At 71.1% G+C, this 13,857-nt stretch carries 16 protein-coding genes; 10 read left to right on the forward strand and 6 right to left on the reverse strand.

Annotated features, from left to right (window positions below):
- The first annotated feature begins 26 nt into the window (after positions 1–26).
- Positions 27–308, forward strand: a complete 282-nt coding sequence (locus tag ABZ444_RS29715; protein ID WP_352327377.1) for a metal-sensitive transcriptional regulator — start codon at positions 27–29, stop codon at positions 306–308.
- 119 nt (positions 309–427) lie between these two features.
- Here the strand turns inward: ABZ444_RS29715 and ABZ444_RS29720 are convergent, their stop codons facing one another.
- Both ABZ444_RS29720 and ABZ444_RS29725 read right to left on the reverse strand, forming a co-directional pair.
- Positions 428–589, reverse strand: a complete 162-nt coding sequence (locus ABZ444_RS29720; protein ID WP_020540796.1) for a hypothetical protein — start codon at positions 587–589, stop codon at positions 428–430.
- A 214-nt stretch (positions 590–803) separates the two neighbouring features.
- Complete coding sequence (locus ABZ444_RS29725) at positions 804–2,132, reverse strand: hypothetical protein (RefSeq protein ID WP_358003816.1); 1,329 nt, start codon at positions 2,130–2,132, stop codon at positions 804–806.
- 74 nt (positions 2,133–2,206) lie between these two features.
- Here ABZ444_RS29725 and ABZ444_RS29730 point away from each other — a divergent pair, with 74 nt between their 5' ends.
- A complete protein-coding gene (locus ABZ444_RS29730; RefSeq protein ID WP_358003710.1) occupies positions 2,207–3,085 on the forward strand; it encodes a hypothetical protein in 879 nt (292 codons plus the stop codon).
- Here ABZ444_RS29730 and ABZ444_RS29735 read toward each other — a convergent pair.
- Positions 3,057–3,578: a gamma carbonic anhydrase family protein gene (locus tag ABZ444_RS29735; RefSeq protein WP_358003713.1), complete on the reverse strand. Its 522-nt coding sequence runs from the start codon at positions 3,576–3,578 to the stop codon at positions 3,057–3,059. The two genes, ABZ444_RS29730 and ABZ444_RS29735, sit on opposite strands and share 29 nt — an antisense overlap.
- Positions 3,579–3,725: 147 nt before the next feature.
- Here ABZ444_RS29735 and ABZ444_RS29740 point away from each other — a divergent pair, with 147 nt between their 5' ends.
- Positions 3,726–4,769, forward strand: a complete 1,044-nt coding sequence (locus tag ABZ444_RS29740; RefSeq protein WP_358003716.1) for a hypothetical protein — start codon at positions 3,726–3,728, stop codon at positions 4,767–4,769.
- Positions 4,770–4,926: 157 nt separating this feature from the next.
- Here the strand turns inward: ABZ444_RS29740 and ABZ444_RS29745 are convergent, their stop codons facing one another.
- The 3 genes from ABZ444_RS29745 to ABZ444_RS29755 all read right to left on the reverse strand — a co-directional run bounded on the left by ABZ444_RS29745 (position 4,927) and on the right by ABZ444_RS29755 (position 6,695).
- A complete protein-coding gene (locus tag ABZ444_RS29745; RefSeq protein WP_358003719.1) occupies positions 4,927–5,169 on the reverse strand; it encodes a hypothetical protein in 243 nt (80 codons plus the stop codon).
- 138 nt (positions 5,170–5,307) lie between these two features.
- The gene (locus tag ABZ444_RS29750; RefSeq protein ID WP_357975250.1) at positions 5,308–6,060 is read right to left on the reverse strand and encodes a GntR family transcriptional regulator; all 753 of its coding nucleotides are present in this window, start codon (positions 6,058–6,060) and stop codon (positions 5,308–5,310) included.
- A gap of 152 nt (positions 6,061–6,212) precedes the next feature.
- Complete coding sequence (locus ABZ444_RS29755) at positions 6,213–6,695, reverse strand: VanZ family protein (RefSeq protein WP_358003722.1); 483 nt, start codon at positions 6,693–6,695, stop codon at positions 6,213–6,215.
- Positions 6,696–6,954: 259 nt separating this feature from the next.
- Here ABZ444_RS29755 and ABZ444_RS29760 point away from each other — a divergent pair, with 259 nt between their 5' ends.
- The 7 genes from ABZ444_RS29760 (at position 6,955) to ABZ444_RS29790 (ending at position 13,785) form a co-directional block, all read left to right on the forward strand.
- Positions 6,955–8,364, forward strand: coding sequence for an aldehyde dehydrogenase family protein (locus tag ABZ444_RS29760; RefSeq protein ID WP_358003725.1), 1,410 nt, complete (start codon positions 6,955–6,957; stop codon positions 8,362–8,364).
- On the forward strand, positions 8,357–9,154 hold the full coding sequence (locus ABZ444_RS29765) for a fumarylacetoacetate hydrolase family protein (RefSeq protein WP_358003728.1): 798 nt from the start codon (positions 8,357–8,359) through the stop codon (positions 9,152–9,154). Before ABZ444_RS29760 ends, ABZ444_RS29765 begins: the two co-directional genes overlap by 8 nt.
- Entirely contained in the window at positions 9,151–9,576 is a 426-nt protein-coding gene (locus ABZ444_RS29770; RefSeq protein WP_358003731.1) for a RidA family protein, read from the forward strand. The genes ABZ444_RS29765 and ABZ444_RS29770 overlap by 4 nt, the downstream gene beginning before the upstream one ends.
- Positions 9,573–10,097: a 3-hydroxyanthranilate 3,4-dioxygenase gene (locus ABZ444_RS29775; protein WP_358003734.1), complete on the forward strand. Its 525-nt coding sequence runs from the start codon at positions 9,573–9,575 to the stop codon at positions 10,095–10,097. Before ABZ444_RS29770 ends, ABZ444_RS29775 begins: the two co-directional genes overlap by 4 nt.
- 65 nt (positions 10,098–10,162) lie before the next feature.
- Entirely contained in the window at positions 10,163–11,257 is a 1,095-nt protein-coding gene (locus tag ABZ444_RS29780; protein ID WP_358003737.1) for an ABC transporter substrate-binding protein, read from the forward strand.
- 12 nt (positions 11,258–11,269) lie between these two features.
- Complete coding sequence (gene kynU, locus ABZ444_RS29785) at positions 11,270–12,466, forward strand: kynureninase (protein WP_358003740.1); 1,197 nt, start codon at positions 11,270–11,272, stop codon at positions 12,464–12,466.
- A gap of 122 nt (positions 12,467–12,588) precedes the next feature.
- Positions 12,589–13,785, forward strand: a complete 1,197-nt coding sequence (locus ABZ444_RS29790) for a serine hydrolase domain-containing protein (protein WP_358003743.1) — start codon at positions 12,589–12,591, stop codon at positions 13,783–13,785.
- Positions 13,786–13,857: the final 72 nt, after the last annotated feature.

Here is a 13,857-nt window from a genome sequence, read left to right on the forward strand (position 1 = left end):
ATACGGGTTACGGGTACCGTAGAAGCATGCATGGGTACAGCGGAGACAAGCAGGCATATCTGACGCGCCTCCGGCGAATCGAGGGCCAGATCAGGGGCCTGCAGCGCATGGTCGACGACGATGCCTACTGCATCGACGTGCTCACCCAGGTCTCCGCGGCCACGCGGGCCCTTCAGGCCGTGGCGCTCGGGCTGCTGGAGGAGCACATCTCCCACTGCGTCGCCGACGCGATCAACACGGGCGGCCCGGAGGCCGAGGCGAAGGTGAAGGAGGCGTCGGCCGCCATCGCCCGCCTGGTCAAGTCGTAGGGGGTCGCCTCCTCCATACGTAGGAGAGGCACACCCTCGATTGACTAGTTACCTGTAATAGCCGGGAACCACTGTCCCGGACCCCACAGGAGCCCGGGACAGGTAATTTTCGATGGTCTTCAGCGACTCGCCGAAGTCCGCAATCCGAGCGCGTCGTCGAGTTCGTCCAAGGTCAGCCGCCGCTCGCTGACAGCCACGGCCGTGAGCACCTCGGCGTAGAGCGCAATCTCGTCCAACGCGACACGGTCGTGGACCCGAGAGTCCAGGTCGTCGTGCCCCACCGCGTCGTCCTTCCTTCCGCAGCCCACACCCTCTACGAGGTTACGGCGAGGGACCTTCCCGCGACATGGCCCATCGGAGTCATTCCTTTCGGCGTCACGGGGGCCCCACAGGGATCATTTCCCGAAGTCGAGATCACAATTCAGCGAATTGCCCGGTGACTGAAGTGATAGAGGGATATAGGCGGAGTAAGGGTGAAATTACGGTAATAGTGCGTTACGGGTGACCGATGTGGTGGTCGTCGCGTTCGTGGATCAGCTCACGGACCAGCGCGCTCTGGCCGGCGAGGCCGTGCTGCGGCACCTTGGCGCCGGTCAGCCGGCCCCACGCCAGGCACGTGGCGTACGCGGCGCCCAGCACGGCCGCCTTGCTCTCCCGGTCGGGCGGGGTCACCACCGCCGCCTGCGGCGCGGGCTCCCCGCCCGGACGCACGGCGAAGCCCTCCGGCTCGGTGCGCTCGGCCGCCGACGTGCCCGTCAGCCCGGCACGCTCCAACTCCACGTACGCCCGCCGCAACCGGTGGTTCAGCCGCTCGGGCAACATCCTCCTGGAGTCCGACAGGTCGGCCAGGTACGCCGCCGCCGCCCCGGACGCGTCCGCCACGAAGCCCAGCGCCTCGACCAGGTCGTACACCGAGTGGGCGAAGTACGCGTCGGGATCTGTCTCGGGCAGCAGGGACAGGGCCAGCCGCGGCGGGCAGCGGTCGAGCCAGGCCCGGCGCACGGCGTCGTCGCCCCGCGCGGCCGTGGCGTCGTCGCGGCCGGGCCGGCGCAGCACCGGCTCCACCATCGTGAGCAGCGCCAGCGCCCGGGGCCTGAACCGGATGTCGGACAGCAGCACCTGGGCGGTGTCGGCGATCAGCGCGGCCAGCCGCAGCGCGGCCCGCGGACGGCCGGCGCGGGTGCGCTCGGACACCAGCGTGACCAGGTCGAGCAGGGGCGGCGCGGGTAGCCAGCGGACCCATTCGTCGCCGGGCAGCGAGCGGCGCAGGTACTCGCCGAAGAGGGTGATCAAACGCTCGTTGCCGTCGAAGGCCGGCGCGTACGCGCACCACATGATCGTCCCCCAGACGGCGGCGACCGTGCTCGGCACGTCGGCGGCGAAGATCTCCCCGAAGGCGGTCAGCGGGTAGTCCAGCTCCGACTTGCGCCCGGCGCCGCGGACCATCTCCGCGATCTGCCCGGTCACCACCGGAAGCACGTCGGGGCCGATGAACGCCTGGGTCGAGCCGGGCTCGGCGGCGAAGTCGGGCCCGGTGGGCACCACCTGGTCCGGCAGCGCGGCCGTGGCGTGCCCCACCTTGCGCGCCCGTTCGCCCCTGGGCGGCGGCGCGGGGTGCCAGCGGCCGTCGCCGGGGTCGTGCAGGTGCCAGCGCGCGTACGCGCCGTAGAGCCAGCGGTCGCCGTCCTGGGTCACCAGGACCCTGGCCGCCAGGACGTGCGCGCGGTCGGGCACGGACAGGCCCTGCCAGCGCGGGTCCGCGACCATCGCGCGGACCTCCGCCTCTGCCGAGGTGAACGCATCCCAGGGGCGCACGGCCGTCATCGTACTGGGCCGCCCGACGCGACCCGTCGGCATTTCACGGCAGAATGTCCGCTATGAGGGCAAAGGTGGCAGGGATGTTGGCAGTGGCGGGTGTGGTGAGCGGCTGCGGGACAGCCGCGGCGCCGCCCACTCCCACCGGTCCCGGCGTGCTCACCGTCCAGAACGCCAAGGCGCCCACGCCCGGCGGCGAGGTCGGATCGGCCTCCAGCGAGTTCGCCGACGCCGCGGAGCTGGCCGTGTGGAGCAAGCTGAGCGACACCGAGAAGGACGTCGACAGGATCGCCAAGCTCGACGTGAACAAGACCGCCAAGGGCGCCCTGTACCTGGAGCCGAAGACCTCCACCTGGTACGACGGCTTCCGCGGCCCCTTCGTCTACCAGGAGCTGGCCGGGGACATCGTCATGCACGCCCGGGTCAAGGTCGCCGGCAAGAAGGGCGGCAGGCCCGCGCGCAAGTTCTCGCTCGGAGGGCTCATGGCCCGCCAGCCCGGCACGTACGACAAGCCCGCGTGGATGTCCGTCACCACCGGCACCGCCGACGCGGCCGGGCAGGTCGAGGCCAAGTTCACCCAGGACGGCGGCTCCAAGCCGCTGGAGCTGGCGGTCAAGAGCGGCTGGGTGGACCTCGTCCTGGCCAGGCTGGGCCGGGTCGCCGTCGCGCTCTACAAGGAGGACGGCGGCGCCTGGAAGGTCGCCAGACGCTGGCCCTCGAACCTCCCCGAGGTGCTGCAATGGGGTGTCACCGCCTACACCGACTGGGACAGCTACGGCGCGCTCAAGAAGGACGCCGCCAAGGCCAACGCCAAGCAGATCAAGGGGGTCCCCGACCTCAAGCTGACCGTCGACTTCGTCCGCTTCCTGCGCCCCGAGCTGCCCGAGTACGCCGACCCGCTCAACACCGCCTCGGTGTCGGACCAGGTCCTGATCAAACTGCTGACGCCTGCCGGTGCCTGACCGCCTTGGCCATGTAGTTGTCCGGCGTGCGGGCGAAGGAGGCCCGGTCGTCGTCGGTGAGCTCGCGCACGATCCTGCCGGGCACACCGGCGACCAGCACCCCGGACGGGATCTTCTTGCCCGGCCCCACCAGCGCTCCCGCGGCGACCAGAGTGCCCGTGCCCACCCGGGCGCCGCCGAGCACGATCGCGCCGATGCCGACCAGCGCGCCGGTCTCGACGTGCGCGCCGTGGACCATGGCCTTGTGGCCCAGGCTGACGCGGTCCTCCAGGATCGCGGGCTGGCCCGCGTCGGCGTGCAGGCAGCACAGATCCTGTACGTTGCACTCCTCGCCGATCTCGATCCGCTCGTCGTCCCCGCGGAGAACGGAGCCGTACCAGATGCTGGACGCCCGGCCCACCCGCACACTCCCGACCACGACGGCGCCGGGCGCGATGTACGCCTCCGGGTGGATGTCCGGCACTGCCCCGTCGTCCAACGCTGCTATGTACATTCGTCCAATCGTAATTCCCGCCTCAGGTGTGGCGTTCCGGTTGCGGACGTGGGCAGATGGCAGGAAAGTCGTTTCCTGACGTCTCGTCGTCAGACCCTCACAACTCGCAGTTTTCCCCCGCCTCACGCAAACCCTTAGGTAACCCCCATGACAAACCAGCACGAGAGCATTCCCGATCTGATGCAAGAGGACACCTTCGAAGTCGTGATGCGCGGCTACAACCGCCGTCAGGTGCACGACTACATGATCCGTACCCGGAACCAGATCCGGGATCTGGAAGAGCGGCTGGCGCGGGCGATCGACCAGGCGGAGCAGGGCCGGGTCGAGCTGGCGGAGGCCAGGCGGCGGATGGTCGAGGCGCCCCAGAGCTATGAGGACCTCAGCCCGAGGCTCGCGCAGATCCTGAAGCTGGGCGAGGAGGAGGCCGCGGCCAAGCGCGCCGACGCGGAGGCCGAGGCGACCGCCGTGCGGGAGAGCGCCAGGGCCGAGGCCGAGCGGCTGGTGACGACGTCGCGCGAGACGTCCGACAAGATGCTGACCTCGGCGCAGGCGGAGGCCGAGCGGCGGGTGGCCGAGGCCACGCAGGCGGCCGAGCGCATGCTGGCCCAGGCGGGCGCGGACGCCGAGGAGCAGCTCGGATCGGCCCGCAGCGAGGCCGAGGGCCTGCTGCGCGACGCGCACGCCGAGGCCGAGCGGGTGGTCGGCGGGGCGCAGGCCGAGGCGGAGCGCATGATGGCGGCCGCCCACGCGCAGGCCGAGCAGCTGGTGGCGGGGGCGCACGCGGAGGCCGAGTCGATGCTGGCGGCGGCGCGGCAGCGCACGGCCTCGCTCGACGAGCACGCCGGGCGCCGGGTGGAGTACCTGACCAACACCCACACCGAGGTCGTGCGGCGGCTGACCGAGATCGGCTCGGTGCTCGGCGACCTCATGCGCACCGAGGCGGCGGCCGGGCAGCTCGTGCCGGAGTCGGCGCTGCCGCCCGCGCCGGTGGCCGCTCAGCAGCCGGTGGCCGTCCCGGCGCCCGCGCCGGAGCCCGCCATCGAGGCGGCGCCGGCCCCGCAGCATCCCGTGCAGCATCCCGTGCAGGACGACGTGCGGGTCATCGTCGAGGAGGACGAGGAGAGGCCGAGGGAGAGCGTCTCCGACGACACCGACGTGCACATCCTGCGGCTGGGCGAGTACCACACCTAGAGGGTGAAGGGGCGGGGAGCGGAAGCCCCCGCCCCCGATAGGGTCGGAGACTTCCGCGTTCGTGGCCCCGTTGGGGGCCCGGTGCCGGGGCCGCCGAGACGCTGGACCCGGCACCGGGCTGCTCGCGTGCGAGCCGCGGAACGCTCCACGGCCCGCGTCAGGGAGGAGCGGGGCCGGCCCACCAGCGGGGTTGCCGGCCGGTCCGTTCCTCCTGGTCCCGGAGCTGGCCGCGCAGGCCGTCCGGGTCGTCCGCGTCGATGGTCATCGCACATCCGGCCTCGCGCTGCGCCGCGTCGAGCGGATGGTGCCGCGTGGCCCACCAGCGGCCCGCGTCGCTCCGCCAGATGGTCCACCTGGGGTACTCCCGGGCGATCTCGGCAAGATGCCGGTCAACGGACATCCGCGCACCTCTCCCGGGCCCCAGGCGAAGGTTCCATCTCCTGAACGGTTCCATCTCCTTAGAAGATGAGGGACCTCTCTAGAGAAATCAATGATCGTGACGGACAGGTCAACCTATCGCTTGACAGATCGGGTTGAACTAGGCATCGAAGTCGTACTGGAGTACGTACGCCGCCGAGTCCAGGACCATCTCGTTGAGCTCGACGGGCCTGCCGCCCGCCGTGTACGCGGTGCGGGCGATGACGATGACGGGGGTGCCGCCGGGCAGGTCGAGCAGCCCGGTCTCGCGGGGGCCGGGCATGCGGGCCCGCACCTCCTCGGTGAAGTGGGCCGGGGGCAGGCCCAGGTCGCCGAGCCTGGCGTAGACGCCGCCCGGCCCGGTGTCGGGCAGGGTGATGGCGCTGCCCTGGACCAGGCGGGCGGGGAAGGAGGAGGTCGCCAGTTGCACGGGCCGGCCGTCCACGGAGTAGCGGCGCCGACGCACCCATACCTCGCCGCTGTCCAGGACGTCCGCCACCTCCTCCGGGGCGCGCTCCAGCACCACCTCCACCTGGTCCACGGTGAAGGGGCGGCCCCGGGTGTCGGCGTCCCAGATGGCACGCCCCTGACCCCACTGCTCTCGTGACAGGCGGCGTGAGCCGTGTCTGCGGATCGGTTTGAACAGGCGCACGTAGACCCCCGAACCTCGTTTGGGCACCGCCAGCCCTTCGTTGATCAGTACGGCAAGCGCCTGCCTGGCGGTGGCTCGTGCGATTGCGTAGTCGGCCATGAGCGCGTTCTCGCCCGGTAGGCGGTCCCCGTCGCGCAGTTCGCCGGACAGGATCCGGGCGCGGAGGCCGTCGGCGATGCGGCGATAAATAGGGGGCTCGTGGGGTACCGGGGATTCAGACACGTTCGATCACCCTCTGTCACCAACCAGGTTGTGGCGTCTCCAGAGAACTTGCCCCGTCTTGTCCACGATCGCACAGATACACAGGTTGGTCCCGAGCTTCTTTTGAGCTGATCGTGCCTGTGTGATGAATTCGAGGACGTTTACGCAGACCGTTATCGTGGAACGGTCCCGGCCGCTATTCGCGGGGCCCACCAGCGGCGAGTAACCAAGGCGGCGAGCGCCGCGCCCGCGGTGTTCATGATCACGTCGTCCACGGAGGAGAACCGGCCCAGTCTCAGGGCGTACTGGAGGAACTCGACCGTGACCGAAAAGGCCGCCGCGACGGCCGCAACACGGCCGTAGGAGGCCATCGCGGCGGTCCGTACGGGCAGCAGCGCGCCCAGCGCGGCGAACACCAGCAGATTGCCCCCGACCTGCACCGTCACCGTCTCCCACGAGGCCCCGGCGAGATCGGCGAGGTCCATGAACGGGACGAGGCCGACCCCCGCCCGGCCGGCGGACGGCGTGAGGATCATCCACACCCATGGCGCGGTCCCGACGACGATGCCGACGTCGGCGAGCGAGGTGCGCAGCGGCGCCGGATGCCCGGCGCGGGCGCGGTGGCGGGCGAGCAGGATGATCGCCAGTAGGGCCACTGGAAGCGCAAAAACCCCAGCAATAATGATATTTCCCCACAATTCCCATGTGCGCGCCATTCGGTCATCATCCCGGGCGGCCGAGGGGTACCGGAAGATGTCTGTATGGACAGGTCCGCCAGGGGTCCGGCTGAGGGGTGGCTCAGTGTCACCGGCGCCACCGAGGCATGACGGGCCCGCGCGGTTCCCGCCCCCGCCGGACTGTTGTCTGACCGTCGCCCGACGATCTATACCGGGAGTGAGGCTAGAGGAGGCTGCTGTGCTGACCCATTTCATCGGCGGGCTGCCGGTGGCGGCGGGCAATGCGTTCCCGGTCCACGACCCGGTGACGGGCGCGGTGATCAGGCAGGTGCACGAGGCCGACCCGGAGGTGGTCGACCGGGCGGTGCGCGCGGCCAGGGAGGCGGCGCGCGACTGGGCGGGGCTGCCGGTGGCCGAGCGGGCCGGATGGCTGCGCCGCCTCGCCGAGGGCATCGAGGTGCGCTTCGACGACCTGGTCACGGCCGAGATCGCCGACACCGGCAAGCCGCTCGGCCAGACCCGCACGCTCGACGTGCCGCGCGGCATCGCGAACTTCCGCGCGTTCGCCGAGATCGCCTCCCAGCGCCCCGACGACGCCTTCCACCTCGCCGGCGTGCTCAGCTACACCGTGCGCAGGCCGCTCGGCGTGGTCGCCGTGATCGTGCCGTGGAACCTGCCGTTCCTGCTCATGACGTGGAAGCTGGCGCCCGCCCTCGTCGCCGGCAACACCGTGGTCGTCAAGCCGTCGGAGCACACGCCCGGCTCGGCCGCGGTCTTCGCCGAGATCTGCGCCGACGCCGGCCTGCCCCCGGGCGTGGTCAACATCATCTTCGGGCACGGCCCGGCGGGCCAGCTCCTCGTCGAGCACCCGGGTGTGGACGGCGTGACGTTCACCGGCTCGACCGCGACCGGGACGCAGATCATGAAGACGGCCGCCGACCGGGTCAAGCCGATCTCGTTCGAGCTGGGCGGAAAGAACGCCGGCCTGGTCTTCGAGGACTGCGACCTGGGCCGGGCCGTCGAGGGGACGGTGAAGTCGGTGTTCACCAACGGCGGCCAGGTGTGCCTGTGCACCGAGCGGCTCTACGTCGAGCGGCCGATCTTCGAGGACTTCTGCGGCCGGCTGGCGTCCCGCGCCCAGGAGGTCGAGCCGCAGCCGATGATCTCGGCCGGGCATCGGGAGAAGGTGCTGTCCTACTACGCCCTGGCCCGCTCGGAGGGGGCCAAGGTGCTCACGGGAGGCGGCGTCCCGACGTTCGGCGATCACCGCGATTCCGGATATTTCGTGGAACCGACGGTAATGACAGGGTTGTCGGAGTGGTCCCGTTTCAATCGAGAGGAGATCTTCGGTCCCGTGTGCCACGTGGCTCCCTTCGACAGCGAGGCCGAGGCGATCGACCTGGCCAACAGCAGCGAGTACGGCCTGGCCGCCACCCTCTGGACCACCAACCTCGACCGCGCCCATCGCGTGGCCCAGCGCCTGGAGGCGGGGCTGGTCTGGGTCAACACCTGGTACCTGCGCGACCTGCGCACCCCGTTCGGCGGCGTGAAGCTGTCGGGCATCGGCAGGGAGGGCGGCACGCAGTCGCTCGACTTCTACTCCGAGCCCACCACGATCACCATCAAACTGGAGCAACCCGATGCATGACGAATGGTCCTTGGCCGTCGACACCCGGGGGCAGGCCGCCGAGCGGCTCGTCGAGGCCGCGCGTACCGGCAAACCCTGCGCGCCGCTCAGGGATCTCATCACCACGGTGGCCGACGCCTACGCGGTGCAGGACATCAACACCCGGCGGGCGCTGGCGGAGGGCCGGCGGCCGGTCGGCCGGAAGATCGGCGCCACCAACCCGCTGCTGCAGCGGAAGTTCGGCATCGACCAGCCCGACCACGGCATGCTCTTCGCCGACATGGCCGAGCTCGACGGCCGGCCCATCAGGGTGGAGCGGTTCCTGCAGCCGCGCGCCGAGGCCGAGGTCGCGCTCGTGTTCGGCAAGGACCTGACCGAGGGGCCGGTCACGCTGGTGGACGTGATCAGGGCGGTGGAGTTCGCGCTGCCCGCCATCGAGATCGCCGACTCGCGCATCGCCGACTGGGACATCACGATCGCCGACACGGTCGCCGACAACGCCTCCTCCGGCGCGTACGTCCTGGGCGCCACGCCGAAGCTGCTGACCGAGCTCGACCTCGGTGCGGCGGCGATGACCATGACCCGCGACGGCGAGGAGGTCTCGACCGGGTCCGGAGCCGCGTGCATGGGCAACCCGCTGAACGCCGCCCTCTGGCTGGCCGGCGCGCTGGCCGCCACCGACCGCCCGCTGCGCGCCGGGGACGTCGTCCTGACCGGCGCGCTCGGCCCGGTCGTGCCGGTCGAGGCCGGGAACGTGTTCGAGGCCAGGATCGAGGGCCTCGGATCGGTGCGGGCGGTGTTCGGCCCGTGAGCCGCGAGGCCGTCCGCGTCCCCGGCAAGGCCGTGCCCCGGGGACGGTTCCCGCACGTCAAGCGCGCGGGCGACTTCCTGTACGTCTCCGGCACCAGCTCCCGCAGGCCCGACGGCACCTTCGCGGGCGCCCGCGCCGACCGGTTCGGCGTCACCGACCTGGACATCCGCGCCCAGACGCGGGCGGTCATCGAGAACATCGGCGACCTGCTCATGGCCGCCGGAGGCTCGCTCGCGGACCTCGTACAGATCACCACGTACCTGGTAAACATGAACGACTTCAAGGGCTACAACGAGGTGTACGCCGAATTCTTCGACGAGGAGGGTCCGACCAGGACCACGGTGGCGGTGCACCAGCTCCCGCACCCGCACCTGCTCATCGAGATGCAGGCCGTCGCCTACCATCCACAGGAGCGACCATGATTCCCCCCATTGACTTCACCAAGTGGATCGACGAGCACGCCCACCTGCTCAAGCCGCCGGTCGGCAACAAGGTGGTCTTCGAGGGGGCCGACGACTTCATCGTGATGGTGGTCGGCGGGCCCAACTCCAGGACCGACTTCCACGTCGATCCGTACGAGGAGCTGTTCTACCAGGTGCGCGGCAACATGCACGTCAACGTGGTGACCGAGAACGGCCCCGAGACCGTGCACGTCCGCGAGGGGCAGATGTGGCTGCTGCCGGCGCGCATGCCGCACTCGCCGCAGCGCCCGGAGGCCGGGTCCGTCGGGCTGGTGGTGGAGCGCATCCGGCCCGAGGGCGAGCTGGAGAGGTTCCAGTGGTACTGCGGGGAGTGCGGCGCCAAGGTCCACGAGGTCGAGCTCCAGGTGCGCGACATCGTCAAGGACCTGCCGCCGGTCTTCGAGGCGTTCTACGGCGACGAGAAGGCCCGCACGTGTGACCGGTGCGGCGCGCTGCACCCCGGCAAGGGCTACAAGGGCTAGATGGCCACCGACGTCCGCGCGCCGCAGGTGCCCGGGGCGTCAGGTGAGGGCTGAAGGGGGCTCCCATGCGCGTTGCCGTGCTGGGGCTGGTCGCGCTGATGGTCGCCGGATGCGGCGGCTCGGTGCCCCTCGCCGCCGAGGACGAGCCCGTACGGGTCGGCGCGATCATCTCGCAGACCGGCGTGTACGCCACCCTCGGCGACGACATGGAGACCGCCATGCGGCTCTACCTGGACGACCACCATGGCCTGCTCGGCGGCCGGCCGGCCCGGCTGGTCGTGGCCGACGACGCCAGCAGCCCGGAGATCGGCGCGGAGCAGGCCAGGAAGCTGATCGACGGCGGGGCCGACGTGCTCACCGGCCTGCTCGCCTCGCCGGTCGCCGTCTCGGTGGTCAAGGAGGCGGCCGGCACCCCGGTGGTGATCGCGAACGCGGGCGCCGACCAGCTCGGCGGGCCCGGCGTCTTCCGGGTGTCCTACACCAACCGCGCCCACGGCTACGCGGCCGGCCGGTACGCCGCCGAGCACTACGCCGGCCAGGACGTGGTGCTCATGGCCTCCGACTACTCCGCGGGCACCGAGACCCTGACCGGCTTCGCCGAGGGATACGGCGCCGGGCCGCTCAAGCGCATCCTGACGCCGTTCGGGGGGCAGGCCGACCTGGAGCCGTACCTGGCGCGCATACCGCGCGAGGCGCGGCTTCTGTACGCCTTCTACGCGGGTGGGGAGGCGGTCGCGTTCGTCAAGGCGTTCAAGCGGTTCGGTTACGATGCCAGGATCAAGCTGCTGGCCTGCCAGAACCTGGCCGACGAGGACGTCCTGCGCGCGGTCGGCCGGGACGCCGAGGGCATGGTCAGCGTCGGGCTCTGGTCGCCCGCGCTGCAGAACCCGGACAACGCCGCGTTCGTGGCGGGGTGGCGGGCGCGTACCGGGCGGAACCCGTCCGCGGTCGCGCTGCAGAGCTGGGACGCGATGCGGCTGATCGACCGGGCGGCGGCCGCGGGCGGCGACCTGACGAGGGCGCTGGCGGGTGTGGGAGACCTGGACGGCCCACGGGGGCCGCTCCGCCTGGACTCGGCCCACAATCCGGTGCAGAACTGGTACGTCCGCGAGTACCAAAATGGTGTAAACCGGATAATCGCCACCATCTCCCCCTCGTAAGGAGCACGACCGGTGCTGGACCGCGATGCCTGCCTCGCCCTCGACGCCGACGATCCGCTGCGGTCGTTCAAGGACGAGTTCGTCCTGCCCGAGGGGGTCGTCTACCTCGTGGGCAACTCGCTCGGCGCGATGCCCCGCCGCGCCGCGGAACGGGTGCGCCGCACGGTCGAGGACGAGTGGGGCGGCCGGCTGGTCGGCGGCTGGAACGCGGCCGGCTGGTACGACCAGCCCCTGACCGCCGGCGACCGGCTCGCGCCGCTGATCGGGGCCGGCCCCGGCCAGGTCGTCGTGGGCAACACCACCACGATCGCCGCCTACCAGGCGCTGGCCGCCGCCGTACGGCTGCGCCCCGGCCGCAAGGTGATCGTCTCCGACCCGCGGAACTTCCCCACCGACCACTACATCGCCCAGGGTCTGGCCCGGCTGCTCGGCGACTACGAGGTGCGCGACCACGCCGAGGGCCGGTTCGGCGACGCGGCCGTGGTGCTGCTGTCGGAGGTGGACTACCGCACCGGCGCCCGGCGGCACGTGCCCTCGGTGACCGCCCAGGTCCAGGCGGCCGGGGCGCTCATGGTCTGGGACGTGTGCCACAGCGTGGGCGCCATGGAGGTGGACGTGTCGCAGGCCGACTTCGCGGTCGGGTGCACGTACAAGTACCTCAACGCCGGACCCGGCGCGCCCGCCTTCCTCTACGTCAACCCGCGCCACCACGCCACCGCCGAGAACGTGCTGTCCGGCTGGCACGGCCACGCCGAGCCGTTCGCCTTCGAGACCGGCTACCGCCCGGCCGAGGGCATCCGGCGCTTCGCGGTGAGCACGCCGCACGTGGTGTCGTTTGCCGCGCTGGAGGCGGCGCTGGACATCTGGGAGCGGGTGCCGATGGCGCAGCTGCGGGCCAAGAGCGTCGCCCTGACCTCGCTCTTCGTCGACCTGGTCGGCGACGCGCTCAAGCTGGTCTCGCCCGCCGAGCCGGACGCGCGCGGCAGCCAGGTCTGCTTCCACCACCCGGACGGCTACCCGGTCATGCGGGCCCTCATCGACCGGGGGGTGCACGGCGACTTCCGCGCGCCGGACGTCCTGAGGTTCGGCTTCGCGCCGCTCTACGTCGGCTACACCGACGTCCACGACGCGGCCGCCACGCTGCTGGAGGTGCTGGACAAGGAGCTGTGGCGGGACGAACGGTACGCCCGGCGGCTCGCGGTCACCTGATCGGGCGAGCCCCCTCCCTCCTGAGAGCGAGCCGGAAGATCGCCGTCGTCGGCGATCCGCCGCCTGGGGGTCTCTGGCCAGGATTGTCCCATCGAAAGCCGATGTGACCTGGAGAGATCCCCATGAAGCGCACCCGTCTCGCCGCCGCCGTCCTCGCCCTGTCCGCCCTGTCCGCCCTGTCCGTCAGCGCCCCCGCCCTCGCCCATGCGCAGGTGGGCTCCCACAGCGCCGCCGCCGTCCAGGTGCCGCCGATCAACGAGACCGCGCTGCGCAAGAGCATCGCCGGGCTGCCCGCGGCCGACGCCACCGCGGCCGAGGTCAGGATCAGCGGCTCGGCCGGCTCCTGGCACGGCGTCTCGGGCGTGACCGATCTGCGCGGGAAGCACCCGGCCAGGGAGGGGGCCAGGTTCCGGGCGGGCAGCGTGACCAAGGTGCTGACCACGGCGGTCGTGCTCCAGCTGGTGGCCGAGGGCAAGGTCTCCCTCGACCGCACGGTCCAGGACTACCTGCCGGGGCTGCTGCCCGCCGACTACCCGCCGGTCAAGCTGGCTCACGTGCTCAACCACACCAGCGGCCTGCCCGCGCCGAAGTCGGAGGGCGGCTTCGAGCGGGTCTACGCCGACCGCCTCAAGACGATCACCCCGCGGGAGTACGTTCGCCAGGCCGTGCTCAACCCGATCGAGTTCACCCCCGGGACCGAGCAGCACTACCTCAACATCAACACCTTCGTCGAGGGCCTGGTGATCGAGAAGGTCACCGGCAGGTCGTACGAGCGGGAGGTCGGCGCCCGGATCCTGCGCCCGCTCGGTATGAACCAGAGCTACTTCCCCGGCCGGTCCGTCAAGATCCACGGCCGGCACAACCGGGGCTACCAGGTCGTCCCCAAGGGCTTCCCCGACTCCTTCCCCTACGGGTCCGCGTACGTCGTGGACGTCACCGAGATGGAGGTCACCTCCACCTGGGCCTCGGGCGACCTCATCGCCACCGCCGCCGACCTGGAGAGGTTCACCAAGGGGCTGTTCGGCGGCGAACTCGTGCCCGCCGAGCAGTTGAAGCTGATGTTCACCGTGCCGAAGGTGACCATGTTCGGCACCGACGACGAGCCGGCCCACTACACCTCGGGCCTGACCGAGCTGACGCTGCCCGGCGGCATCGTCGCGTACGGCAAGACCGGCGCCCGCTACGGCAGCTCCACCGGCATCGGCGCCACCCAGGACCTGAGCCGCGTCGTGGTCTACTCGCTCAACTCCACCGACGCCAAGGCCCAGGGCCAGAACGAACGCGGCCTCGGCATCGCGCTGGCGGCCTTCGCCGAATAGAGGTTGCAGGGGGCTTCGCCAAATGGGCCAGGGACCTCACGGTGGCTTTCGTCACAGAGGTCCCTTATCACC

It is taken from the genome of Nonomuraea sp. NPDC005730, assembly GCF_040630865.1.
Taxonomy (GTDB): domain Bacteria; phylum Actinomycetota; class Actinomycetes; order Streptosporangiales; family Streptosporangiaceae; genus Nonomuraea.